General features: G+C 42.5%; 18 protein-coding genes. 11 read left to right on the plus strand and 7 right to left on the minus strand.

The window, feature by feature from the left end; translation table 11 throughout:
- Window positions 1-159: 159 nt before the first annotated feature.
- Entirely contained in the window at window positions 160-531 is a 372-nt protein-coding gene (gene trxA, locus LH29_RS04065) for a thioredoxin (protein WP_038556556.1), read from the plus strand.
- Here the strand turns inward: trxA and LH29_RS04070 are convergent.
- Both LH29_RS04070 and LH29_RS04075 read right to left on the minus strand, forming a co-directional pair.
- Window positions 524-1,819 carry a UDP-N-acetylmuramoyl-tripeptide--D-alanyl-D-alanine ligase gene (locus tag LH29_RS04070; RefSeq protein WP_045026210.1) on the minus strand — a complete coding sequence of 432 codons (1,296 nt, stop codon included), beginning with the start codon at window positions 1,817-1,819 and terminating at the stop codon, window positions 524-526. The two genes, trxA and LH29_RS04070, sit on opposite strands and share 8 nt — an antisense overlap.
- Before the next feature lie 78 nt (window positions 1,820-1,897).
- Window positions 1,898-3,352 (minus strand): SUMF1/EgtB/PvdO family nonheme iron enzyme, encoded by a 1,455-nt coding sequence (locus LH29_RS04075; RefSeq protein ID WP_052670593.1) that lies wholly within the window; start codon window positions 3,350-3,352, stop codon window positions 1,898-1,900.
- A 208-nt stretch (window positions 3,353-3,560) separates the two neighbouring features.
- Between LH29_RS04075 and porU the strand changes: the two genes are divergently transcribed.
- The 5 genes from porU to LH29_RS04100 all read left to right on the plus strand — a co-directional run bounded on the left by porU (window position 3,561) and on the right by LH29_RS04100 (window position 9,862).
- Window positions 3,561-7,292: a type IX secretion system sortase PorU gene (porU, locus tag LH29_RS04080; RefSeq protein WP_157493558.1), complete on the plus strand. Its 3,732-nt coding sequence runs from the start codon at window positions 3,561-3,563 to the stop codon at window positions 7,290-7,292.
- 174 nt (window positions 7,293-7,466) lie between these two features.
- Window positions 7,467-8,630 carry a type IX secretion system outer membrane channel protein PorV gene (porV, locus tag LH29_RS04085; RefSeq protein ID WP_052670594.1) on the plus strand — a complete coding sequence of 388 codons (1,164 nt, stop codon included), beginning with the start codon at window positions 7,467-7,469 and terminating at the stop codon, window positions 8,628-8,630.
- Window positions 8,630-9,109 (plus strand): 2-C-methyl-D-erythritol 2,4-cyclodiphosphate synthase, encoded by a 480-nt coding sequence (ispF, locus tag LH29_RS04090; RefSeq protein WP_045026212.1) that lies wholly within the window; start codon window positions 8,630-8,632, stop codon window positions 9,107-9,109. The genes porV and ispF overlap by 1 nt, the downstream gene beginning before the upstream one ends.
- Window positions 9,110-9,472, plus strand: coding sequence for a CoA-binding protein (locus tag LH29_RS04095; RefSeq protein ID WP_045026213.1), 363 nt, complete (start codon window positions 9,110-9,112; stop codon window positions 9,470-9,472).
- A 57-nt stretch (window positions 9,473-9,529) separates the two neighbouring features.
- The gene (locus tag LH29_RS04100; protein WP_045026214.1) at window positions 9,530-9,862 is read left to right on the plus strand and encodes a thioredoxin family protein; all 333 of its coding nucleotides are present in this window, start codon (window positions 9,530-9,532) and stop codon (window positions 9,860-9,862) included.
- A gap of 322 nt (window positions 9,863-10,184) precedes the next feature.
- Here the strand turns inward: LH29_RS04100 and LH29_RS04105 are convergent, their stop codons facing one another.
- On the minus strand, window positions 10,185-12,194 hold the full coding sequence (locus LH29_RS04105) for a urocanate hydratase (protein ID WP_045026215.1): 2,010 nt from the start codon (window positions 12,192-12,194) through the stop codon (window positions 10,185-10,187).
- 145 nt (window positions 12,195-12,339) lie between these two features.
- Between LH29_RS04105 and LH29_RS04110 the strand changes: the two genes are divergently transcribed.
- The 3 genes from LH29_RS04110 to LH29_RS04120 all read left to right on the plus strand — a co-directional run bounded on the left by LH29_RS04110 (window position 12,340) and on the right by LH29_RS04120 (window position 14,331).
- The gene (locus LH29_RS04110) at window positions 12,340-12,918 is read left to right on the plus strand and encodes a LemA family protein (protein ID WP_045026216.1); all 579 of its coding nucleotides are present in this window, start codon (window positions 12,340-12,342) and stop codon (window positions 12,916-12,918) included.
- 111 nt (window positions 12,919-13,029) lie between these two features.
- On the plus strand, window positions 13,030-13,467 hold the full coding sequence (locus LH29_RS04115) for a TPM domain-containing protein (RefSeq protein ID WP_045026217.1): 438 nt from the start codon (window positions 13,030-13,032) through the stop codon (window positions 13,465-13,467).
- Window positions 13,468-13,539: 72 nt separating this feature from the next.
- Window positions 13,540-14,331 carry a TPM domain-containing protein gene (locus tag LH29_RS04120; RefSeq protein WP_045026218.1) on the plus strand — a complete coding sequence of 264 codons (792 nt, stop codon included), beginning with the start codon at window positions 13,540-13,542 and terminating at the stop codon, window positions 14,329-14,331.
- A gap of 435 nt (window positions 14,332-14,766) precedes the next feature.
- Here LH29_RS04120 and LH29_RS04130 read toward each other — a convergent pair whose 3' ends face one another.
- The 4 genes from LH29_RS04130 to LH29_RS04145 form a co-directional block, all read right to left on the minus strand.
- On the minus strand, window positions 14,767-15,543 hold the full coding sequence (locus LH29_RS04130) for a zinc ribbon domain-containing protein (protein ID WP_045026220.1): 777 nt from the start codon (window positions 15,541-15,543) through the stop codon (window positions 14,767-14,769).
- A gap of 28 nt (window positions 15,544-15,571) precedes the next feature.
- Complete coding sequence (locus LH29_RS04135; RefSeq protein WP_045026221.1) at window positions 15,572-16,666, minus strand: Nif3-like dinuclear metal center hexameric protein; 1,095 nt, start codon at window positions 16,664-16,666, stop codon at window positions 15,572-15,574.
- Entirely contained in the window at window positions 16,656-17,006 is a 351-nt protein-coding gene (locus LH29_RS04140; protein ID WP_232302816.1) for a MerR family transcriptional regulator, read from the minus strand. The genes LH29_RS04135 and LH29_RS04140 overlap by 11 nt, the downstream gene beginning before the upstream one ends.
- A 149-nt stretch (window positions 17,007-17,155) precedes the next feature.
- Window positions 17,156-18,136 carry a M23 family metallopeptidase gene (locus LH29_RS04145; protein ID WP_045026222.1) on the minus strand — a complete coding sequence of 327 codons (981 nt, stop codon included), beginning with the start codon at window positions 18,134-18,136 and terminating at the stop codon, window positions 17,156-17,158.
- A gap of 178 nt (window positions 18,137-18,314) precedes the next feature.
- On the opposite strand from LH29_RS04145, the gene alaS reads away from it, so the two are divergent.
- Entirely contained in the window at window positions 18,315-20,936 is a 2,622-nt protein-coding gene (gene alaS, locus LH29_RS04150) for an alanine--tRNA ligase (RefSeq protein ID WP_045026223.1), read from the plus strand.
- 581 nt (window positions 20,937-21,517) lie between these two features.
- The gene (gene ccsA / locus LH29_RS04155; protein ID WP_082063408.1) at window positions 21,518-24,583 is read left to right on the plus strand and encodes a cytochrome c biogenesis protein CcsA; all 3,066 of its coding nucleotides are present in this window, start codon (window positions 21,518-21,520) and stop codon (window positions 24,581-24,583) included.
- Window positions 24,584-24,682 lie beyond the last annotated feature (99 nt).

Below are 24,682 nucleotides of genomic sequence, written 5' to 3' on the forward strand. Positions count from 1 at the left end.
TCAAAATGGGCTATTCTGCCACTTTGATAAAAAATCGTGACAAAATTACAATTATTTAGTTGAAATTAAGTAGTAACTTGGGAATTCAAAATTTGGTATTATCTTTGATATGTAAATATCGAAATAAATAGATATATAAATACTGAAAAATATAAGATTATGTTGGAACATTTAACAAAAGAAACATTTAAAGAGAAAGTTTTCAATTTTGAAACGAATAAAGAGTGGAAATACGAAGGTGAAAAGCCATGTTTGATTGACTTTTACGCCGATTGGTGTGGACCATGTAAAATGGTTGCTCCGGTGCTGGAAGAGTTGCAATCGGAGTATGGCGACAGCATCGTAATCTACAAAGTAAATACTGAAGAACAGCAGGAATTAGCCGGAATGTTTGGTGTACAAAGTATCCCTTCATTGCTGTTTGTGCCGCAAGACGGACAACCGCAAATGGCAATGGGAGCACTTCCGAAACAAACTTTCGAGAAAGCAATTTCTGACGTGCTGAAAGTTGAAAAACCTCAGGCTAATTAAGAAGATCGAGTACTTTTTCAAGTTGTATACCGCGGGAACCTTTTATTAAAATGTTCCCGTTTTTTATGGGTTCACTTCTCAGGTAAGCACATAATTCATCAACATGAATAAATGATTTTATGCTGTCCCCGGTGTTGACTTTCGTGAATTCTTTACCCACCAAAAAAGTGCTGCTTTTCAAATCTTCGGGAATCAGTTTAACGATCTTTGTATGTTCATCCTCTGAATATTCTCCCAGTTCAAGCATGTCGCCAAGAATCAAATATTTGTCGCCTTTTAAATTCTCCAGGAAACTTTCGATGGATGCCGCCATACTTGTGGGATTGGCATTGTAGGCGTCCATAATAATCTTTAGTTCGCCTTTGTTTATCAACTGCGAGCGATTATTGGTGGGTTGGTATTCTTTTATGGCTTGCTGAATTTTTAGCGGATCAACATCAAAATAATTTGCGATGCAGGCAGCCGCTAAAATATTTTCAAAATTAAAATCGCCAATCAGATTGCTGTTCAGGTAAAGTACGCCCTTTTTAAAATTGGCTTTTACATGAATAAACGGAGGACTTTGGATGGTTTCGCCGGTGAACGACGCATTTTCTTTTCCGTAAGAAATACGTTTAGGAAGTGCTTCGCCAATTTCTTCAAGTAATTTATTGTCGGCGTTGTAAAAGATAACTCCATTCTTTTTCCCGATGTAATCGTACAATTCGCCTTTGGTTTTAATTACCCCTTCAAACGATCCAAAACCTTCGAGATGTGCCCGGCCTATATTGGTGATTATTCCAAAATCAGGATCGGCAATTTTGCACAAATCGGCAATTTCACCCGGATGATTGGCTCCCATTTCCACCACGCCAAATTCGGTGTTTTTATCCATTGCAAGCAGCGTTAATGGCACTCCTATATGGTTGTTTAAATTCCCCTGAGTAAAGCTTACTTTGAATTTTTTAGCAAGTACTGTTGAGATCAGCTCCTTCGTGGTCGTTTTTCCATTGGTGCCGGTAATAGCAAGTATTGGCAGTCCCAATTGTTTTCGGTGATAATGGGCCAGTTGCTGTAATGCTGTAAGAACATTATCTACCAAAAGAATTTTGTCATCAGTGGCGTATTCCGCTTCGTCAACAATGGCATAAGCTGCTCCTTTTTTAAGGGCATCGTAGGCATATTTATTGCCATTAAAATTGGCCCCTTTTAATGCGAAAAAAATACAGCCATTCTCAATTTTTCGGCTATCGGTAGATACTTGTGTTGATTTTAGAAAACAACCGTAGATAGTTTCAATACTTGTCATAAAGCAAAAATACGATTCAATTTGGCATAAAAAAAGCTCCGCAATTGTACGAAGCTTTTCTGAAAATATTTTTATGAATTAGAAACCTTCAGGGCTTCCAACTCTGGTCATTGCACAACGGAAACCAAGATCGTTCTGTGCCTTGGTTTGCTCCAGGTAACGACGTGTTCCGGGAACCAGCCAGTAAGGGCGATCTAGCCACGATCCGCCTTTGTAAACACGAACTTCATCATCAATTAATGAAGAGAACGCGCCAGGCCTGTCGTCCTGAATATACATGCCTTCGGTTTGTTTGTCGTTACCAATCCATGTATCTCCTTCAACAATTTGCGAGGTAGGATCACCATCCAAAACATTTCGGTAGTCCATTCCGGCAATTGTATCTCTTATAAGTTCACCATATTGATCTCTCATCAGTTGACCGTTTGGGTCGCGACGGTATTCTGTAATTACGTTACCACGGAATGGGTTAAACTCTTCCACATCGTTTAACGACATTGGACGGTAAACATCGGCCACCCATTCGTTAACGTTACCCGACATACAATACAGGTTGTAATCGTTAGGTTCGTATGAGAAAACTGGTGCAGCAATATCTGCGTTATCGTTCAGTGCTCCTGCCATACCCATCATATCACCACGTCCACGAACAAAGTTGGCTTTTAAGCGGCCTTTTTCTTTTTTCTTATCCTGACGCAGGTACGAACCGTTCCACGGATACAATTTACGGTCGGTAAGTAATTCTCCATCGGTATTACCAATTAAACCGTAGGCTGCATATTCCCATTCTGCTTCGGTTGGCAGGCGGTAATTCGGGAGCATAATACCATCTTCCCATTTTGGGCGACGAGTTGTTCCGTCAGGATTTTCAACAGGTTTGTCACCTTCTGTTCCCTGGTATAATCCTGCTAAATAAGTATCTGTTGTATATACGTTTTCGCCCGTTTGGGTATTGTCATGCGTAATAATCTCTCTGTCTACCAATATTTGTTCGTTAACCCTGTCGGTACGCCAGGCACAATAAGCTTCGGCCTGTTCCCAGCTAACTCCAACCACCGGATATTCTGAATACGCCGGATGACGGAAATAATTATTTACGTAAGGTTCGTTGTAAGCTAAATCTCTACGCCAAACACTTGAGTCAGGCGTAATGGCCTTCATTCTTTCTACATCGCCGGGGTATACACGACCTGTCCAGTGGGTAAATTCACGATAGTCCTGATTTGAAACTTCTGTTTCGTCCATATAAAACGAAGCTACAGTAACTCTTCGCGGGTAATTGTCGTTGCGGTACATAACGTCCTGCTCAACACGACCCATAGTAAACGTACCACCCTGAACAAAAACTAAACCTGGTCCGGCTTCCTGCTCGTAACCCGAAATATTTGGAATATTTCCGGTCTCTTCAGCATTGTATTCCCAACCAGTAGTTCGTGATGAATCTCCTTTGCCTCCTATTCCGAATAATCCACATCCGGAAACGAATGCAGCTAAGGCAATAAAAACGAATGGTTTTAATCTTTTAAAATTCATTGTTTGTATAAATTTTCTCATCGACACAAATATAACTAATTTGTTCAATTCTTATTGTTCAGTCTTTTCAATTATTTTATTCTTCATTTAAGAAGGATGTTAATATCTTTGGCACTATTCGGTGTTAAACCGTGGTTGGTTTGCGGCTTTATTTGCAATATTTGAATGCGGTAGCCGTTTACAAGCTTATATTATTGACCGTGATTTTATGAATAAATATATACTTCTATTATTTGTTTTTTTGCTTGGCTTTGCTGTTAACGATGTGCATAACGAGATTATTGTACTCAGCTGGCAGGAAAATCCGGGGCGCCACGACGGAGAAGTATTAGAATTTTTTGAGAATGCTGATATATCGGGCGATCTGGCGCATCTGGCTTTGCCCGTTTATACCCGGCTTTATAAGCTCGAAAATCCAAATAAAATACTTCGGTTTAGTATCAGGAATCCCGTTTTTGAGGAGGTGAGTGACAGTATAAAGAAACTGTTAGCTGTTGAAATTCCATCAGAACTGCAAGTTACTACATCTGTTTTGCAGTCGGGGAACGAAAAAAAAATAGAACTTCAGATCATTCCGCTGAAAGAAGAGAATGGTAAAATTTACCGGTTAAAAAGTTTTGAATTACGCGCTGCTCCCGATGTTTATAAAAAGTCGGTTCAAACCATAAATTGGAAATCAGAGTCCGTTCTTGCAACGGGTAATTGGGTAAAAATCCGTGCAACAGGAAAAGGGATTTACAAGATACCCCATTCGAGATTAATTGATTGGGGATTTTCAGATCCTGCGCAGGTTGGTGTATTTGGAAGCGGAGGAAAAATACAATCGGAAGATCCCGGTGAGATTGATTACGATGATTTGGAAGAGTGTGCCGTTTGGACAGCCAGTAATAATGGCGAGCAGTGTTTGTTCTTTTATGCACCCGGAATTACTGAATGGGATTTAAACACTTCAGGAATTTTTTCACATCGTTCGAATGAATATACCACGCAGGGATATTTCTTTCTGGGAAACACAGGAACACCAAAACAGCCCGAAACACTTGACAATGTTTCAGATGAGATAACCCATTCAACATCAACGTTTGATTGCCTCGACCTGATAGAGTATGAAAAATACAACTTGCTGGAACTGGGATCAGGGAAGCGCTGGTTTGGCGACCGGTTTACCAATGGCGGATCAAAAAGCTACACTTTTACGATTTCTGATCCCGCAGAAGGTTCGACAGCCAAATTAACAGTTAGCGGTGCTGCGCGATCGTTTCGGTCGTCGAATTTTTCGGTTGCTGCCGAAGGAGCAGAAGCCGGAACGGTATCATTCAGAAGTGTTGACACCGGTGAAACATACGGTATTTATGCCGATTCGGAAAAAGCAACCATGGATGTGGGCTTATCGGAAGGCGAGCAAGAGATTCGTGTGACCTACAATGCCGCGAACAGCAGTGCCGAAGCGTGGCTCGATTATATAGAACTGAACTACCGGAGAAACATTGTTGCGGGTGATTCTCCTTTGTTTTTCAGAGATTCGGAATCGGTTGGAGCGGGCAGTATTGTTGAGTTTCAGATTGCAAATGCAGAAGATGCTACTAAAGTATTGGACGTTTCAGACATTAACAATGCAAAAGAAATAAATGCGGTGCTCAATGGTGCCGAGTTACGATTTAAACAGGAAGCTTCGGAACTGAAAGAATACGTGGTATTTAATACTACAGGCAGTTTCCCGGAGCCGGCTTTTGTTGAAGAAGTTGAGAATCAGAATCTACACGCCATAAATACACCGGAGTTTCTAATCATTTCGCACAGTAATTTTATGAGCTCTGCCGAAGAACTGGCCGATTTTCACCGAACACAGGATGGAATGAGCGTGGAGGTGGTTGATGTAAATGCTATTTATAACGAATTCAGCTCGGGAAGTAAAAGTGCCACCGGAATCAGGAATTTTATAAAAATGATTTACGACCGGGGGAATACATTAAAATATGTCTTGCTTTTTGGCGACGGTAGTTACGATAACCGAAATATAACCGGAAGCGGACTGAACTTTATCCCCACTTATCAGTCGGCGAATTCGCTTGATCCGCTAAATTCATTTGTAAGCGACGATTATTTTGTAATGCTCGATGCCGGAGAAAGATTATCCTATGGTTCTATCGACCTGGGTATTGGACGAATTCCTGCATCAACGGCTTACCAGGCGCAGCTGGTGGTTGATAAAATAAAACGATATTACGAACCGGATGCTTTGGGCGACTGGCGAAACGTAGTTTGTATGATCGGCGATGATGGAGATACCGGAATTCATATGCGGCAGTCGGAGCAAATTGCCGATACACTCAATCGAAATCATGGAGAATTTATTACCGACAAGATATTTTTTGATGCTTATACCGAGGATGTTACGCCGGCTGGCGAACGTTACCCTGATGTAAATGCCGCAATAAACGAAAGGGTAGAAGAAGGGGTACTGATTCTGAATTATATCGGGCATGCCAACAATAGTTTTCTGGCGCACGAACATGTATTGGAAAAAGGTGACATTAACTCATGGTCGAACCGAAATCAGTTGCCAATTTTTGTAACAGCAACTTGTGAGTTTAGTAGGTTTGATGCGGATGAAACCTCGGCCGGCGAGGAAGTGTTGATGAATCCAAACGGCGGAGGAATCGGACTGTTTTCTACTACTCGTGTGGTAACTTCGGGAGCGAACTTTTTGCTGAGCCGCAGTTTTTACCGTTTTATCTTTGCCAAAGACGAGAATGGTGAGCATTACCGCATGGGCGATGTTATGCGTCTCGCCAAATCGAACCTGGCCAATGGAATTAATAAACGCAACTTTTCGTTGCTGGCCGATCCGGCATTAAAACTTTCGTATCCGAAATACCAGGTGATAACCACGTCGATAAATGGCGCCGATGCAACAAGCAGCCCCGACACTATTGGTACGCTCGAAAAAATTACCATCGAAGGTTATGTGGCCGATTATTTCGATAAGCGGATAGATGACTTTAACGGTGAGATAACGCACACGGTTTACGATAAGGAAATAGATATGACAACACTTGGAAATGGCGATGATAACCGGCCATTGACTTTCCAGGTGCAGAACAACATTATCTACTCGGGAACAACCAGCGTTACCAACGGGAATTTTAGCTTTAGTTTTGTGGTGCCCAAAGATATTTCATATAAAATTGGCTCGGGAAAAATTATGTATTACGCCCAAAATGGCGAAGAAGATGCGCACGGTGCGTTTACAAATTTTAGTATTGGTGGCGAAGGATCGAACATTGCCGATAACAGCGGACCTGAAATTCAACTTTACCTGGATTCAGAAGATTTTCAGTCGGGCGATAAAACCGGTAAGAACCCAACGCTGCTGGCATATTTGTCGGACGAAAACGGCATCAATACGGTTGGAACCGGAATCGGACATGATATTACAGCGGTGATCGACAACGATTATTCAAAAGTGTACGTGCTTAACAATTATTACCAGGCCGAAAAAGATGACTACACAAGTGGCTCATTACAATTTCCGTTAAACAATCTTTCGGTTGGAAAGCATACCTTGTCGCTAAAAGCATGGGATGTTGCCAATAATTCAACGGAGGTGGAAATTGAGTTTGAGGTTACCGGCGATTTTATCATCAACGAAATAAGTAATTATCCGAACCCGATAACGAATTATACCTATTTTGTAATCGGGCACAACCAGGCAGGCGAAAGCTTTTCGGCTGTTTTCGACATTTATAACATCAACGGTAAACTTATCGATCAGTTTGAAACGGAGATAAGCTCGAACGGAAGCACTACTAATCCGGTGCGCTGGGATCTGTCAGAATCAAAAATTCCGCTTACTCAAGGTGTATATGTATACCAGGTTTTTCTGAAAAACAACGAAGGGGTAATTGCTTCTAAGTCAGGTAAATTACTGGTGATGTAATAATTTTTCGCTTTCAGTAAAATTTTTTCTTAAAAGCTGCGTTCTCATTCTTGTAAGCTTACAAGCTACAGCAAAAAGAAATGCTACACCCGGAATGAAAGTATTCAGGGTACAGATTTAACCTATTGTTGCAAAGACAAATGTTATATCTTTGCACGCTCAATTTTTAAAAGTATGATTAAATTAATACGAATTTTATTTGTGGTGGCGCTGGTTGCCATGGTAAGTAAAAATGTACAGGCCCAGACAGTTTCGGGTGCCAATACGATAACCACCGCCGTTCCGTTTTTGGCGATTACGCCTGATTCGCGCGCCGGAGGTATGGGTGATGCAGGTGTGGGTACCACTGCCGATGTAAACTCGCAGCACTGGAACCCGGCAAAGTATGTTTTTATGGAGAGCGAAATGGGAGTTGGCTTATCGTATTCGCCATGGTTGCGTAACCTGGTTGATGACATCAACCTGGCTTACCTGACAGGATACAAAAAACTGGATGACGTGCAGAGTCTTAGTGCTTCACTTCGTTATTTTGCGCTTGGCGACATATTAACGATGAATGATCAGGGAGAGCAGGGAATTCAGCTGAACCCAAACGAATTTGCCATAGATTTTGGTTACTCTCGTTTGTTGAGTGATGTTTTCTCGGGTGCGGTTGCGATACGTTACATTCGTTCCGACCTTACCGGTGGACAACTTGTAAATGGTGTCGCTTCTCAAGCGGGTAACTCGTTTGCGGCCGATGTGGCTTTTTATTATTATAACGAATTCAGTGCGGGTCGACAAGACAATATTTTTGCTGCCGGTATTAATATTCAGAATATTGGTTCTAAAATATCTTATACCGATGGAACGGTAAAAGACTTTATTCCAACCACACTGAAACTGGGTGCATCATACACGATGGAGCTCGACGATTACAACTCGTTTGCTTTTGCAGTTGAAGCCAATAAATTATTAGTGCCAACGCCGAATGACTCGCTTTACAGTGATGGTGCTGTAATTTCCGGAGGAATTGGGTCTGATATTGGTGTTATCGAAGGTATTTTTAAATCGTTTGGCGATGCGCCGGGCGGATTTAAAGAAGAAATGCAGGAAATAACCTGGTCGGTAGGTGTTGAGTACTGGTACAACCAACAGTTTGCTTTGCGTGCCGGTTATTTCTACGAGAATGAAAATAAAGGTAACCGCCAGTTTATTACTGCAGGTGCCGGTTTAAAAATGAACGTTTTTGCGCTCGATTTCTCGTACCTGTTGCCAACACAACGTAACCACCCGTTGGAAAATACGCTGCGTTTCACGCTGGCGTTTGATATTGACGCATTTAGTAGCCAACGCTGATGGATTTCAGAATTGGACAAGGATATGATGTTCACCGTTTAGCCGAGGGAGAAACCTTGTGGTTAGGCGGTGTTCTTATTCCCCACAGTAAGGGAACCGTGGCGCATTCTGATGGCGATGTGCTGATACATGCCATTTGCGATGCCATGCTGGGCGCGTTGAAATTACGCGACATTGGTACACATTTCCCTGATACCGCTGCCGAATTTAAAAATATCGACAGTAAGATTCTGATGAAAAAGTCGTACGAGCTGGTAAAACAGAAAGGATACGAAATTGTAAATATCGATTCTACTGTGCAGGCGCAACAACCAAAATTAAAGCCGCATATTCCGGCAATGGAACAATGTATGGCCGATGTTCTGGAAATTGATGTAGATCGAGTGTCGGTGAAGGCTACAACTACCGAAACGCTTGGTTTCGAAGGCCGCGAAGAAGGCATGTCGGTTAATGCGGTGGTCCTTTTAAAACGTATGTAAATGAGCAAACGCACACTTGTTATCGGTGCCAGCGAAAATCCTGCACGATACTCCAACAAAGCAATTCATGCACTTCGTCGTAATCAACACGAGGTGGTAGCACTGGCCAAACGAAAAGGACTGGTTAACGATGTTGCCATTGAAACAGCTTTCCCGGAAAAGGAAGATATACATACTGTTACACTTTATGTAGGGCCTCAACATCAACCGGAGTATTATACCAATATAATTGATCTGAATCCGCAACGCGTTATTTTTAACCCGGGGACAGAGAATCAGGAATTTGCCGAAAAACTGGAAGCCAATGGAATTGAAGCCGAAGAAGCTTGTACCCTGGTATTGTTAAGTATCGGGGCATATTAACCTATACGAAATATCCAGCATCAAATATCCGGCATCCAGTATCAAGCATTCAGTACCATGTTCAAAGAAATAAAATCATTAGAAGAGTTTATTGCACTGAAAAAAGAGCAGGCTGCTGTTCTTGCTTATTTCTCAACTGATGCCTGTTCGGTGTGTAAAGTGTTAAAACCAAAAGTGGAGGAAATGGCAACAGCCAGATTCCCGAAAATGCAGTTGGTTTACATTAAATCGGATGTGTTGCCCGATGTGGCTGCTCAAAACAGTGTATTTACTGCTCCTACCATTGTGGTTTTTTTCGATAACCGCGAAACCATTCGAAAAAGTCGCGCCTTTAGTGTTGGAGAACTTCAGGATGAAATTGGGCGCTATTATTCAATGCTTTTTGATTAGTTTATTGCACCAGCGTTTTTCCTGGAATGAAGATGCAATCTACCTTTTATTCTCTAGTTGCACGCGGACAAAACCTTACAAAATATTTTTTGATGGCATTGCCGGTGGCAAAACGTTGCCGAAACATTTTTTGAAGCCATTGTCAGCGGCAAAAGCTTCAAAAACCCGGTAGCGATGCCATTGCCGCGGGCAAAAGCGTTAAAAAGTACTCCGTGAACCCTGTGCCGATGGCAGAAGCTTGGTTAACGAGTTTTTCTTTTCATTGCCGCGGGCAAAAGCCTGCCGAAATAATTCTTGGTGTTGTTGCCACGGGCAAAGAGACCTAATTAGTTTTAAAAAGCCCATCCAGCAAAGCATCATCTGCGTCTTCGGGCAGTGTAACTTTCAAATCCGGATTTTCTTTCATCGCCTGCTCAATAGCAAAACGTGCCGGTTTATTGCGTGCCCAGCTGCGGCGTGAGATGCCGTTGTTCACATCCCAGTGCAACATCATTTTCAGGCGTTCTTCTGCTTCGGGCGATCCATCAATGGTCATTCCAAAGCCACCGTTTATAACTTCGCCCCAGCCAACACCGCCACCGTTGTGCAACGAAATCCATGTAGCTCCACGGAAACCGTCGCCAACAAAGTTCTGCACGGCCATATCGGCTGTAAACGTTGAGCCATCGTATATATTTGAAGTTTCGCGGTAAGGCGAATCGGTACCCGACACATCGTGATGATCGCGCCCCAGAACAATGGGTGCCGAGATGCGTCCGTCGGCAATAGCATCGTTAAAGGCTTTGGCAATTTTTGTGCGGCCGTTACAATCGGCATATAAAATACGTGCTTGTGAACCTACCACCAGTTTGTTCTTCCCGGCTTCTTTTATCCAGTGAATATTGTCTTCCATTTGTCTGGTTATTTCATCCGGAGCTGAGGCAGCGATTTCAGTTAAAACTTCTGCTGCAATTTTATCAGTAGTTTCCAAATCCTCTGCTTTTCCGGATGTGCACACCCAACGGAAAGGCCCAAAACCATAATCGAAAAACAGTGGTCCCATAATATCCTGAACGTACGAAGGGTATTTAAATTCGCCATCGGCTTTGGTAATATCGGCACCGGCTCTACTGGCTTCCAGCAAAAAGGCATTGCCGTAATCCCAGAAATACATGCCGTTTTTAGTCAGTTTATTCACTGCGGCTACATGTCGGCGGAGGGTTTTATAAACTTCTTCTTGAAACTGTTCCGGATTTTCGGCCATCATTTTATTCGATTCTTCAAAACTCAGTCCGGCCGGGTAATAACCTCCTGCAAAAGGATTGTGCAACGATGTTTGATCCGATCCCAACTCTACCGGAATATTTTCCTCAGCCAGTTTTTCCCATAAATCAACAATGTTCCCCTGATAGGCGATTGAAACGGCTTCTTTGTTTTTTCGGGCTTTTAGTGCACGGGATATCAATTCGTTCAGGTCGGTATAAACTTCATCTACCCAACCCTGACTATGGCGAACTTCCACAGCTTTCGGATTCACTTCGGCAACAATACAAACCATTCCGGCAATTACCGTTGCTTTTGGTTGAGCTCCCGACATACCACCAAGGCCGCTGGTAACAAATATTTTTCCGCCAAAATCGCCGGGCGAGTGCAGACGGGCAGCATTCATAACTGTAATTGTGGTACCGTGCACAATTCCTTGCGGACCAATGTACATGTACGATCCGGCAGTCATTTGCCCGTATTGCGATACGCCAAGAGCATTCATACGTTCGTAATCGTCGCGGCCCGAATAGTTAGGAATTACCATGCCGTTGGTAACCACAACGCGTGGTGCATTCTTGTGCGACGGGAACAAACCCATCGGGTGACCGGAATACATCACCAATGTTTGTTCATCGCTCATTTCAGCCAGGTATTTCATAGTAAGCAGATACTGCGCCCAGTTTTGAAAAACCGCACCATTTCCACCATAGGTGATCAGTTCGTGCGGATGTTGTGCCACGGCGTAATCCAGGTTGTTTTGTATCATCAGCATAATCGATGCAGCCTGTTTCGATTTGGCCGGGTATTCGTCAATAGGGCGTGCATACATTTTATAGTCGGGACGAAAACGGTACATGTAAATACGCCCGAATGTTTCCAGTTCGTTCAAAAACTCGGGGGCGAGCACCTTGTGAAATTTTGCAGGGAAGTAGCGCAAGGCATTTTTTAACGCCAGCTTTTTTTCATTCGCCGATAATATGTCCTTTCTTTTGGGGGCGTGGTTAATGTTGGTTTCATAGGCTTTCGGCAATGGAAGTTCGTCCGGTATCCCTTGTAGAATGGCTGTTTTAAAATCTGCTAAATTCATGGTGCCTCTGCTTTAATCTTAAATATTTCGAAATACAACGGCAAATTATCGCCTTTCCCCGAATTTACTTCTGATATTTCACACCTTTTGAAAATATTTGCAGTTATTGTATACGTATAAGGGAAAACAAATAATAATTGAATAGATGAAAAGATTTAGAATTGTATTAATAGCGTTAGTAAGTGTAGTTTTATTTTCGAGTTGTGGTTACAACAAAATGGTGGAAATGGATGAGCAGGTAACGGCATCGTGGGCGCAGGTAGAGAACGTGTATCAGCGTCGTGCCGATCTGATTCCGAATCTTGTTAATACCGTAAAAGGTTATGCCGAGCACGAGCAGGAAACGCTTACCGGCGTTATTGAAGCGCGCTCGAAAGCTACTTCTGTAAATATCGATCCTGCGAACTTGAATCCTCAGACTATTCAGCAATTTAACCAGGCGCAGGAAGGACTTTCTTCTGCTTTAAGTAAATTAATGGTAGTTGTTGAACGTTATCCGGATTTAAAAGCCAACCAGAATTTTATGGAATTACAGGCGCAGCTCGAAGGCACTGAAAACCGAATTGCTGTGGAGCGACGTAAATTCAACCAAACCACACAGTCGTACAACGCCTATATCCGGAAATTTCCGCGGGTAATTTATGCCGGTTGGTTTGGTTTCGAAAAGAAAACCTATTTCGAAGCGCAGCAAGGTGCAGAGCAGGCTCCTGAGGTACAGTTTTAATAGTTTTGCGAAGTAGGTCATGCTGTTCGTCAGCTGACGGATTCAGCATCTGACGAGTGAAGGAGATAGCATCCTTTTGGGATGCTGTAATTACAAAAAGGAAACGAAATTATGGGAGTACAAAAATATTTTAGCGAAGCAGGGAAACTGCAAATTACCAACGCCATTCGGGTGGCTGAAACCAATACCTCGGGAGAAATAAGGGTGCACATTGAAAAACATTGTAAAGAAGATGTCTTGGATCGTGCTGCTTACCTTTTCGAAAAGTTGGAAATGCACAAAACAGAATTACGCAACGGCGTTCTTTTTTACCTGGCAGTAGAGGATAAAAAGTTTGCCATTTTGGGTGATGGAGGAATAAACCAAAAAGTGGCCGACGATTTCTGGGAAAGTACCAAAGAAGTGGTTATTGCCAAATTAAAAGAGGGTAAGTACGCCGAAGCTCTTGCTGATGGAATTATTATGGCAGGCGAACAGTTAAAAACACATTTTCCTTACCAGGATGATGACGTGAATGAATTATCAGACGAGATTTCGTTTGGAAAATAAAAATCACTGTTCCGCTTTTTCTTCCCTAGTAAGAAAAGCGGGTGGATAGCAGAGGGGTTAAATTTAGAAAATATGAAACGAACAATAATATTACTAATTGCAGTTATCGTAAGCGTCACAAGCGTTTTGGCACAAATACCCGAACGTCCGCAACCGGCACGTTTGGTAAACGATTTTGCCAATATTTTAAGCGATGGCGAAAAGCAAAACATGGAAAATGCCTTGGCACAGTTTGCCCGAAAAACCTCGACACAAATAGTTGTGGTAACTGTTCCTGATCTTGAAGGATATGATCGTGCTGATTATGCCCAACGACTGGGCGAAAACTGGGGAGTTGGTCAGAAAGGCAATGATAATGGTTTGGTGGTTTTGGTAAAACCCAAAGTTGGTAACAGCAGGGGGCAGGTGTTTATTGCAACCGGTTACGGACTGGAAGGTGTGTTGCCCGATGCCATATTAAATACCACAATCGTTAACGAGGAAATGATTCCCCGCTTTAAGGAGAACGATTATTACGGTGGTTTGGCAGCAGGACTAAACGTAATTATGGATATCACCCGTGGCGAATATACCGCAGAAAATTACCAGGAAAAGGTTAACGCCGGCGGCAGTGCCGGAATTCCTTTTGGAATAATCTTTTTTATTCTGCTGATAACCTTATTCGGAAGACGCCGGCGAGGTCGGTTTTACTCACCGGGCAGAAGTTTACCATTCTGGTTAGCTATGGGTATGATGTCGGGAAGTCATCGTTCATCAGGCTCGTTCGGAAACTTTTCGTCGGGTAGCGGAAGTTTCGGAGGCGGAGGCTTCGGTGGTTTTGGTGGCGGAAGCTTTGGCGGCGGAGGCGCTGGTGGAAGCTGGTAACAGAAGTTCATTTTTCGTTACATAAATAACAATGTTCAAATTTGATGAAGTCGTTTCTGTAGGAGCGGCTTTTTTCATTTTAAGGATTTTGGCAGTAGGTGTTAGGCAATTATAACCCCGGTTTTAAGTAGGCTTGTGCAGCCAATTTCGAAAAACATCATACAGAAATGCTGCTTTTGTCGACTCCGATTAGGCAAAAAATAGTGCTGGCCCTCAAACGTATCTGCTACATTTGTATCATACAAACCCGTTTTATACAAACTCTTAATAACAGAGTCGATCAAAAGAAGCATAGATGCAATGAAGAAAAAATCCCGGAGTGGACGCCGGGATTTTTTTATACGCGGAATTTTAAAGTATTCTTTTTAAAACATCCTGCAAAAAAAGCCGGTTCAAAAATCTTGAACCGGCTTTTTAAAAATAATATCTTAATGCTTAGTCTGCAATATCTTCCACTACGTTAATATTCTGGTCAACCAAAATACGACCACAATATTCGCAAACAATAATCTTTTTGCGGCTGGCAATGTCCATCTGGCGCTGAGGTGGGATTTTATTAAAACAACCACCGCAAGCATCACGCTGAATAGTAACCACTGCTAAACCGTTGCGTGCATTTTTACGAATACGCTTAAAAGCGCCCAGCAAACGAGGTTCGATAAACGACTCGATTTTTTCTGATTTCGCTTTTAGCTTTTCTTCTTCAATCTTGGTTTCTTCAGTAATTTCAGAAAGTTCGTTTTTCTTTCTGTCCAGATCTTCTTCACGCTCTTTCAGCTGCTCCTTCGAAGCTGTAATGGCTTCTTTTTTCTGAGCCATTTCGGCTGTGAACTCTTTAATACGTTTTTCAGAAAGTTCGATTTCCAGGTTTTGGAATTCAATTTCTTTCGAAAGCGAGTCGAATTCGCGGTTGTTACGAACGTTGTTTTGCTGTTCGGTATATTTTACAATCAACGCCTGCGAATCTTTAATCGCAATTTTTTTGTTGTTGATTGAAGTATCCAGATTTTTAACCTCGTCATCAAGGTTTACTAACCTGGTTTTTAAACCGGCAATTTCGTCTTCCAGGTCCTGAACTTCCAAAGGAAGCTCACCCCTTAGGGTTTTTATTTTATCAACTTCAGATACAACACTCTGCAACTCATGCAATGCGCGTAATTTCTCTTCTACTGAAATGTCTTTGTCTTCTTGCCTTGAATATGGTGCATTCATGCTCGTAATATTTTTATATACATAAAAATCAGAAGTAAAAAACCGGGTTGGAATTCACCTCTGATAAATGGATTGCAAATTTAGGGAATTTTTTCGTAAGTAACTCATAAAAAAGTTCTTTAGTGAACTGTTCGCTCTCAAAATGTCCGATATCGGCAATAACTATTTTATTTTCGGCGTCAAAAAATTGATGATATTTAAAATCGCCGGTCACAAAGAAGTCGGCGCCCGAAGCAATCGCCTGGTTTAGCAGAAATGAACCTGACCCTCCGCAAACCGCTATTTTCTTTACTTTCTTGTCAAGTAAAGCTGTGTGCCTGATGATTTTAGTGTTAAAAGTTTTCTTCAGTTGACGCAGAAAAGCAGTTTCGCTTTTTTCTTTGGGTAAAGTCCCGATCATGCCGGCACCAATCTGATCGAATTTATTGTCGAGCGAATAAATATCGTAAGCAACTTCTTCGTACGGATGTGCCTGAACAAGGGCATTTATAACTTTTCCCTGAAGGTAGTCGGGAAAGATTGTTTCAACACGGATTTCGTTTTCGTAATGCTGTTCGCCTTTTTTCCCAACAAAAGGATTGGTGGTGTCGCTTCCACGAAATGTGCCCTGCCCGTGCGCATTAAAACTGCACGAGTCGTAATTCCCGATTTGTCCGGCTCCGGCAGCAAAAACAGCTTCGCGAACTTTATTGGCATGATCAACCGGAACAAAAGTTACCAGCTTTTTTAGCAGACCTCCGGCGGGCTGAAGAATTTTGCAGTTCTCCAAGCCAAGTTTTTCGCAAATCTTTCCGTTTACTCCGCCTGTAACATTGTCGAGATTGGTGTGTGCAGCGTAAATGGCCACATCATGTTTTATTGCTTTTATAAGCGTGCGCTCAATGTAATTTTTACCCGTAATTTTTTTCAATCCCGAAAAAACAATGGGGTGATGGGCAATAATTAATCCGGCTTTTCTTTTTATTGCTTCATCAACAATCGCCTCGGTGACGTCGAGCGTAACCAGGGCCGCCAATACTTCAGCGTTTTTATCGCCAAGAATTAGCCCTGCATTGTCGTAAGATTCCTGCAATTTTAAAGGTGCAAGATCTTCCAAAAAATTGGTAATATCTTTAATTTTCATTTTCCCCAAGTCCTTGTTTTATCGCGATTAGTTCTTGTCTGATATCCTGTAAACGTTTAACCACCTCGAAATTGTTTAAGGTGTCTTCCGGATTTTCTTTCAGTTTTTTTCTTGCACCGTCAATGGTCAGGCCGCGTTCTTTTACCAAATGGTGTATCATTCGGATCGTTTCCAGATCTTTCGGCGTAAACTGGCGGTTGCCTTTTTTGTTTTTTACCGGTTTCAGCGCCTCGAACTGATTTTCCCAATAACGGATGTGCGACACGTTTACGTCAAACATATCGGCCACTTCGCCAATGGAGTACAACATCTTTTCTATTTTGGGCTTTTTGTATGGCACGCGCTAATAATTTGATGCAAGATAAAAGATTTTAAAGCTGCGACAAAAGAGTGAATGATTTTTTGAAGTACGGACGTACAGAGAATAAAAAACTTCCACCGGAATAAACCGATGGAAGCTTCAATATTTTGTTATTAATCGCTAATCCGTTAGTCAAGCGACTGACCGATATTCGACGAAATAGCAATCATCTTGTCGTATTCCTGTGGTGTAAGATCTTTAAACATGTAATAAGCCGGATTTACTTTGCGTCCGTCTTTATGCACTTCGTAGTGCAAGTGAGGAGCAGTTGATCCGCCGGTATTTCCAACATAACCAATAATGTCGCCGCGTTTTACCTGCTGGCCACGTTTTACGTTAAATTCGTTCAGGTGACCGTAAACCGTTTCGTAACCATATCCATGATCGATCTTTATGTTCAGGCCCAAACCAACTTTGCTTCTTTTCGAACCTGAAACATCGGTAACCTTTCCGTCGCCGGTGGCATAAATCGGAGTTCCAACAGGTGCCGTAAAGTCTTGTCCCCAGTGCATTTTTCGCACTTTATAAATTGGGTGGACACGGTAGCCCCATCCACTTGAAGTTCGTTTTAAATCGGTATTGGTAATGGGCATAATTGCCGGTAACGAAGCCAGCATTTTTTCTTTGTTCAACGCAAGTTCCAGCACTTCGTCGTACGATTTCGACTGGATATACGCCTGTTTCGAAATTACATCCAGCTTATGTGCTGTAGCAATAACCAATTCGGCATTGTCCATGTCTTCCAACTCCGAATATTTATTCGCTCCTCCAAATCCTGCATTTCTTACTGTTGACGGAATGGGTTCTGCTTCAAAAATTACACGGTAAATATTATCGTCGCGTTGTTGCAGTTCCGACAGTACACTGGCTACTTTATCCAAATCTTTTGAAAGTAACTCGTATTGGGTAAGCAAACGTTTGTTTTCGCGCATCAATCGTTTTGATCGCGGCGTATCGTAAAAATTTACGAAGATTAACGTAATTACAATAGCCAAGGCTAAACTACTCGAAAAATAGGTGAGTATTTTTGCTGCTTTGGCTTTCCAACTTAATCCTACGCTCTCGTAGCTGAGCGTATCCGGGTTAAATTTATATTTCTTTTTTGCCATATAAAAGGCCGGTTTTATCTCTTTATTAATGCTGATTCATTAAATCCTATAACTTTGCATGGATTTAATAAAACGTGATTTTTCACGCGGCAAAGGTAAGTAAATAACTCATAATTAATGAATTTGTTTTCTTTGCATTAAATATTTTTAACGAATTGATAAATCATACAGACGGAAAATGAAGACTTCTAAAGAGATACGTAAGGCTTTTCTCGACTTTTTTACCGAGAAAGAACATCAGATTGTAAACTCTGCACCAATGGTGGTAAAAGGCGATCCAACGCTGATGTTTACCAATGCGGGGATGAACCAGTTTAAAGACCAGTTTTTGGGTAACGAACCGGTAAAATATCCGCGGGTGGCCGATACGCAAAAGTGTCTGCGTGTTTCAGGGAAACACAACGATTTGGAAGAAGTTGGTTTGGATACCTACCATCACACCATGTTCGAAATGTTAGGAAACTGGTCGTTTGGCGATTACTTTAAAAAAGAGGCGATCGACTGGGCATGGGAGTTTTTGGTAACTCGTATGGGAATTGATGCCGACCGTTTGTATGCTACCGTTTTTGAAGGAAGTGCCGATGATAACCAGGAACGCGACAATGAAGCTGCCGGTTACTGGGAGCAATACCTGCCAAAAGACCGCATTCTGAACGGTAACAAAAAAGATAACTTCTGGGAAATGGGCGATACCGGACCTTGCGGACCATGTTCGGAGGTGCACGTTGATATTCGCTCGGAAGAAGAACGTGCAAAAGTTCCGGGGCGCAATTTGGTAAACATGGATCACCCGCAGGTGATTGAAATCTGGAACCTGGTATTTATCCAGTTTAACCGAAAAGCAAACGGTTCGTTAGAAAACCTTCCTGACAAACACGTTGATACCGGAATGGGTTTCGAGCGTTTATGTATGGTTTTACAAGGTGTTCAGTCGAATTACGATACCGATGTTTTCCAAAGTACAATTGCCGAAATTGGCAAGTTGTGTAACAAAAAATATGGAGAAGACGAAAAGGTTGATATTGCCATGCGCGTTATTGCCGACCACCTTCGTGCGGTTGCTTTTGCCATTGCCGACGGTCAGTTGCCATCGAATAACAAAGCCGGTTATGTAATCCGCCGTATTTTGCGACGAGCTGTGCGTTACGGTTACACTTTCCTCGATTTAAAAGATGCCTTTATCTTCCGTTTGGTTGACGTACTAAAAGATACAATGGGAGATGCTTTCCCCGAATTGGTTAGCCAGCAAACACTTATTGAAAAGGTGATTAAAGAAGAGGAAGAGTCGTTCCTGCGTACCCTTTCAACCGGTATTAGGTTACTTGACGATATGATTTCGAAAGCAAAAAATGATGGCGCAACAGAAATTGCCGGAAAAGATGCTTTTGTATTGTACGATACCTTTGGTTTCCCGCTCGACCTTACCGAGTTAATTACCCGTGAAAACGATTTGGGTGTTGACGAAAAAGGTTTTGCCGTGGAAATGCAGGCACAAAAAGATCGCTCGCGAAATGCAGCTGCCCAGGAAACCGACGATTGGGTGGAACTGCGCAAAATTGAAAAGACAGAATTTTTAGGCTACGACAAACTGGAAGCCGAAATTAAAATAGCACGTTACCGCAAAGTAACACAGAAGAAAAAAGCGTTTTACCAACTGGTATTCGATCAATCGCCGTTTTATGGCGAATCGGGTGGTCAGGTTGGAGACGCAGGTTATATTGAATTCGACGGTGTAAAAACATCGATTTTCGATACGCAAAAGGAAAATAACCTCACCGTTCATTTGGTAAACGAGCTTCCTGAAAATCCGGAAGAAACTTTTTATGCAGTGGTAAATGCCAAACGCAGAACAAACATTGCCAATAACCACACAGCAACGCACTTGTTACATGCCGCACTGCGTGAAGTTTTGGGATCGCACGTGGAGCAAAAAGGATCGCTGGTAAATGCCGATCATTTGCGTTTCGACTTTTCACATTTCCAGAAAATGAGCGATGAAGAAATTGCGGCGGTTGAAAAACTGGTGAACGAAAAAATTCGCGCCAATTCAGTAAAAGAAGAAAACCGCGAAATGCCGATTGAAGAAGCTAAAGCATCGGGAGCAATGATGTTGTTTGGCGAAAAATACGGCGAGGCGGTTCGGGTAATTAAATTTGGCGAATCGGTTGAATTGTGTGGAGGAACGCACGTTGCCGCAACCGGACAGATCGGTATGCTGAAAATTGTATCGGAAAGTGCTATTGCTGCCGGTGTTCGCCGAATTGAAGCAATCACTGCCGACCGTGCTGAGAAATACATTAACGATCAGTTGGCGTTGATTAACAACATTAAAGAAACGCTGAAAGGTTCGAAAGATCTCTTGGGAAGTGTAACTACACTGTTGCAGCAAAATAGCGAGTTGAGCAAACAAATTGAAGCTTTCCAGCAGGAGAGTTTGAAAATGACCAAAGCCAACCTGAAGAGCAAAGTGTTAAACGAAAACGGCGTAAATATTATCGCCGATAAAATTCTTATCGATAATGCCGGATTGGTAAAAGATTTGGCTTTCCAGCTAAAAGGCGAGGTTGATGACCTGTTTTTGGTGATTGGTGCCGACATAAACGGCAAACCAAATTTAACGGTAATGATTTCGGACAATATTGTTGCTGATAAAGGTTTAAACGCCGGACAGATTGTTCGCGAAGCCGGAAAAGAAATTAACGGTGGCGGCGGTGGCCAGCCATTTTATGCAACCGCCGGCGGAAAAGATGTTGACGGTTTGCAAGCAGCTATCGAAAAAGCCCTTTCGTTTTTGCAGTAAGATGAAAATGGAACGCTGATGACACTGGTTTAGCTGATTCTAGCAGATTTGCGGGTTAACCGCTGCTTACAAAGACCTTCAAGGTTTCCAAAACCTTGAAGGTCTTTTTGTTTCCTGTTGGCGTCCGCAGGTTAAAAAAGGGTTTCCTCCGACCCAAAATGGCCGTCCTACATGGGGGAAATGGTCTCCTACGATGAAAAGTTGACTTCCTACACCGAATAGAACCGTTCCTACATCATTAAAAAGTTGTCCTACACCGGGAATTCCATCTCCTACATTGCATTTGTCTTGTCCTACATGTGTAAGACGAACATTCTGTAGCGCAGGGACGATGATATTCGCTCGTTTTCTGACATTTTGTAATTTGTGATCCGGTTTTTAGGTAATAAGAGAACGAGGCAAAATCTTGCTGCTTCGTTCGGTTCCCATAAGCTGCTAAAAAAATACCAAAGGGGTTTTTGTTTCGCCTCTTTTTTTTGAATTGTTCTAAATAAGGATTATTTTCAGCAACTATTTTGTAAGGAAATGGTTATACCAATTGATATTATAAAAAGACTTGAAACTAAATTGAAAAAATAGAGATGAAGAAATTCTTTGCGTTTATAACATCCATGCCGTTCGCGGCATTTATTTTTCTTGCGCTTGCTTTTTCAATGGCTGTGGCCACATTTATCGAAAGCAGCTATGGCACACCAACTGCCCGTGCGTTGGTGTACAACACGCATTGGTTCGAAGTACTTTGGGGGCTGTTTGCGCTCAACCTTATCAATAACATTTTTCGTTACCGCTTATTCGCCAACCGGCGTTATACGCTCGGCATTTTTCACGTGTCGTTTTTGGTGATGATATTGGGCGGCGCCGTTACGCGTTTCATTAGTTTCGAGGGAGTAATGCACATTCGCGAAGGTGAAAGTGCCGACTATATTCTTTCGACCAAGGATTATTTTTATGCCGGATATGAAGGACAGGAAGAGGTTACACAGGTGAGGTTTTCGGAAATTACACCTAAGCAGTATTCTGCAAAATTTGATGTTGACGGAAAATCGGTAAAAGTGAAAGCGGTTGGTTTTATCGAAAATGCGGAACAAAAAGCCATTGCTTCCGATTCGGGTGAACCGGTTATCGATTTTGTTTTTTCGGCGCCCGAAACACAGGGTATGCAGTCGTTTTCTTTTAAAGAAGGCGATGTGCTGGATTACCCCGGTTTTTCAGCCGGTTTTGAGGTTGATGAGGAAAAAGTGATCAACTTTTTTATGCAGGATGGGGCCTTGTTTATGACCTCTTATGCGAAACTTGAAGAAACGACCATGGCAACACAGGAAACAGTTGATTTATCGCCGGGTGATACAATTCCGGTAAAACCGATGTTTTTGTATGGTTATAACAATTTCCGCTTTCTGATCCGTAAATTCCTGCCAAGCGCAACATTTACCGCAGTAAAAAGCCAGATGGAAACCAGAGAAGATGCCGTGATGATTCAGGTTTCGGATGGCATACGCCAGCAAAATGTACCGGTGTTTGGCCATTCAGGGCAACGCCCCGATATCGTGCGCGTTCCGCTGGGTAACGGCACACTAAAACTGGCTTACGGTGCATTGCCGCTGCAGGTTCCGTTTAGCATTCATTTAAAAGATTTTCAATTAGAACATTATCCCGGATCGAACTCTCCTTCGTCGTTTGCTTCGGAAGTTGTTTTGGTCGATCCAGAAAAAGGCATTAACGAAGATATTCGCATCTTTATGAATAATACACTGAGTCATCGGGGCTACAAGTTCTTTCAATCGTCGTACGATGTGGATGAACAAGGAACGATACTTTCCGTTAATTACGACTTTTGGGGAACCTGGATTTCGTACCTCGGTTATTTACTGCTCATTGTTGGAGTGATTATGTCGCTGATAAATCCCAATTCGTATTTCCAGTACCTGGCTAAAAAGTTAAAAGCCAGTTCGGTTAAAGTAATCGCACTTATTTCGGTGTTGGGAAGTGTGGCTTTTTCAGCGTCGGCACAGAGTGGTGTTGGAGCCGGAATCCCACCAATTGACAAGGAGGTTGTAAAAGAATTCAGCGAATTGTGGGTACAGGGTGTTGATGGACGGATTGAGCCGGTGTCAACGCTGTCGGGTGAAATTGTACGTAAGATTAGCCGTAAATCCGGTTTGTATGGTTTGTCGGCCGATGGCGTGGTGCTGAGTATGATGGCATATCCCGAAATCTGGCAATCGATGCCCATTATCAAGGTCGCTGATAAATCGTTGGAAGGGGCACTTGGCGCACAGAATAAATACATTACGGTTGAGTCGCTTTTTGATGCAAATGGAAATTATAAAATTGCGGATGCTGTGCGCGCGGCATATGCCAAAGCTCCCGGAATGCGCAATCGAATGGATAAAGAATACATCAATGTTGATGAGCGTGTAAATATCTGTTTTATGGTATTTCAGGGCTCTATTTTCCATCTGTTCCCGCGCGAAAGAGTGGAAGATACCTGGTATGCGCCCGGAAGTACTGCTGCCGAATATAGCGATGGTGATTCCATTTTTATACAAAGTGGGTTCCAGTTACTGTTGCAGTCGATTACTGAAAACCAAAGTACCAATGCCGTGCAGGTTTTGCAGGCGGTAGATAATTTCCAGGTGAAATACGGAGCCAACCTTTTGCCCGGCGATAAAAAGAAAAACGTTGAAATTCTATTTAATAAAGTAAATCCATTTAAACGCATCTTTCCGTATTATCTGTTGTTCGGGTTCCTATTGCTGACCGTACTTTTTATAAATATTTTCAGGCAAAAACAGTTGCCGTCGTTTCTGCGGATATCATTTTTCGGGTTCATTTTAATACTGTTCCTCGTACACACGGTTGGTTTAATTGTACGCTGGTACATATCGGGTCACGCACCGTGGAGTAACGGATACGAATCGGTGGTGTACGTTGCCTGGGCAACCATGCTGGCCGGAATTATATTTGGCCGAAAATATCCGATGGTAATAGGTACTGCTGCATTCTTAACCGGTATTGCGCTTTTTGTGGCTCACCTTAGTTGGATGAATCCGGAGGTGACAAACTTGGTTCCGGTACTTAAATCGTATTGGTTGGCTATTCACGTGGCCATCATTACTGCAAGCTACGGATTTTTTGGATTGAGTATGTTCCTTGGAGTTTTGGTCATGATTCTGATTGTTTTGCGAAGAGGAGCGAATGAGGCCAAAGTAAACGGTTTTATCGAGCAGCTAACAACCATCAACGAAATGTCGGCAACAGTTGGTTTGTATTTTCTTACCATCGGAACATTCCTTGGCGGAGTTTGGGCCAACGAAAGCTGGGGCCGCTATTGGGGCTGGGATCCAAAAGAGACCTGGGCACTGATTACTGTGGTCATCTATTCGTTTATTGTACACATGCGATTGATTCCTTCGTTAAAAGGTGTTTTCAATTATAATTTTGCATCGATACTTGGTTTTGCTTCGGTACTGATGACCTACTTTGGTGTGAACTATTACCTGTCAGGCTTACATTCGTACGGAAAAGGAGTTGCCGATGGTGTTGATCCTGCCGTTCCTGCATCGATTTTAGTGTTGGCCGGATTAATAATCTGGGCCTATGTAAAAGACAATAAATATCAGGCTCAACAAGCTGAAACCGAGTAAGAGAAATAGTGCCCGGTTAAATAAAACTTTGGAACAATAGGCTCTGAAAGTCGATAGTTGGCGTTTTAATTTATTGTTTTACAGCTATTTGAAATTATT

Origin of the sequence: Draconibacterium sediminis, from assembly GCF_000949475.1 — a bacterium.
Lineage (GTDB): Bacteria > Bacteroidota > Bacteroidia > Bacteroidales > Prolixibacteraceae > Draconibacterium > Draconibacterium sediminis.

Coding starts and splice junctions, on each gene's coding strand:
- trxA (WP_038556556.1), top strand. CDS start 160: ATGTTGGAACATTTAACAAAAGAAACATTTAAAGAGAAAGTTTTCAAT.
- LH29_RS04070 (WP_045026210.1), bottom strand. CDS start 1,819: ATGACAAGTATTGAAACTATCTACGGTTGTTTTCTAAAATCAACACAA.
- LH29_RS04075 (WP_052670593.1), bottom strand. CDS start 3,352: ATGAATTTTAAAAGATTAAAACCATTCGTTTTTATTGCCTTAGCTGCA.
- porU (WP_157493558.1), top strand. CDS start 3,561: ATGAATAAATATATACTTCTATTATTTGTTTTTTTGCTTGGCTTTGCT.
- porV (WP_052670594.1), top strand. CDS start 7,467: ATGATTAAATTAATACGAATTTTATTTGTGGTGGCGCTGGTTGCCATG.
- ispF (WP_045026212.1), top strand. CDS start 8,630: ATGGATTTCAGAATTGGACAAGGATATGATGTTCACCGTTTAGCCGAG.
- LH29_RS04095 (WP_045026213.1), top strand. CDS start 9,110: ATGAGCAAACGCACACTTGTTATCGGTGCCAGCGAAAATCCTGCACGA.
- LH29_RS04100 (WP_045026214.1), top strand. CDS start 9,530: ATGTTCAAAGAAATAAAATCATTAGAAGAGTTTATTGCACTGAAAAAA.
- LH29_RS04105 (WP_045026215.1), bottom strand. CDS start 12,194: ATGAATTTAGCAGATTTTAAAACAGCCATTCTACAAGGGATACCGGAC.
- LH29_RS04110 (WP_045026216.1), top strand. CDS start 12,340: ATGAAAAGATTTAGAATTGTATTAATAGCGTTAGTAAGTGTAGTTTTA.
- LH29_RS04115 (WP_045026217.1), top strand. CDS start 13,030: ATGGGAGTACAAAAATATTTTAGCGAAGCAGGGAAACTGCAAATTACC.
- LH29_RS04120 (WP_045026218.1), top strand. CDS start 13,540: ATGAAACGAACAATAATATTACTAATTGCAGTTATCGTAAGCGTCACA.
- LH29_RS04130 (WP_045026220.1), bottom strand. CDS start 15,543: ATGAATGCACCATATTCAAGGCAAGAAGACAAAGACATTTCAGTAGAA.
- LH29_RS04135 (WP_045026221.1), bottom strand. CDS start 16,666: ATGAAAATTAAAGATATTACCAATTTTTTGGAAGATCTTGCACCTTTA.
- LH29_RS04145 (WP_045026222.1), bottom strand. CDS start 18,136: ATGGCAAAAAAGAAATATAAATTTAACCCGGATACGCTCAGCTACGAG.
- alaS (WP_045026223.1), top strand. CDS start 18,315: ATGAAGACTTCTAAAGAGATACGTAAGGCTTTTCTCGACTTTTTTACC.
- ccsA (WP_082063408.1), top strand. CDS start 21,518: ATGAAGAAATTCTTTGCGTTTATAACATCCATGCCGTTCGCGGCATTT.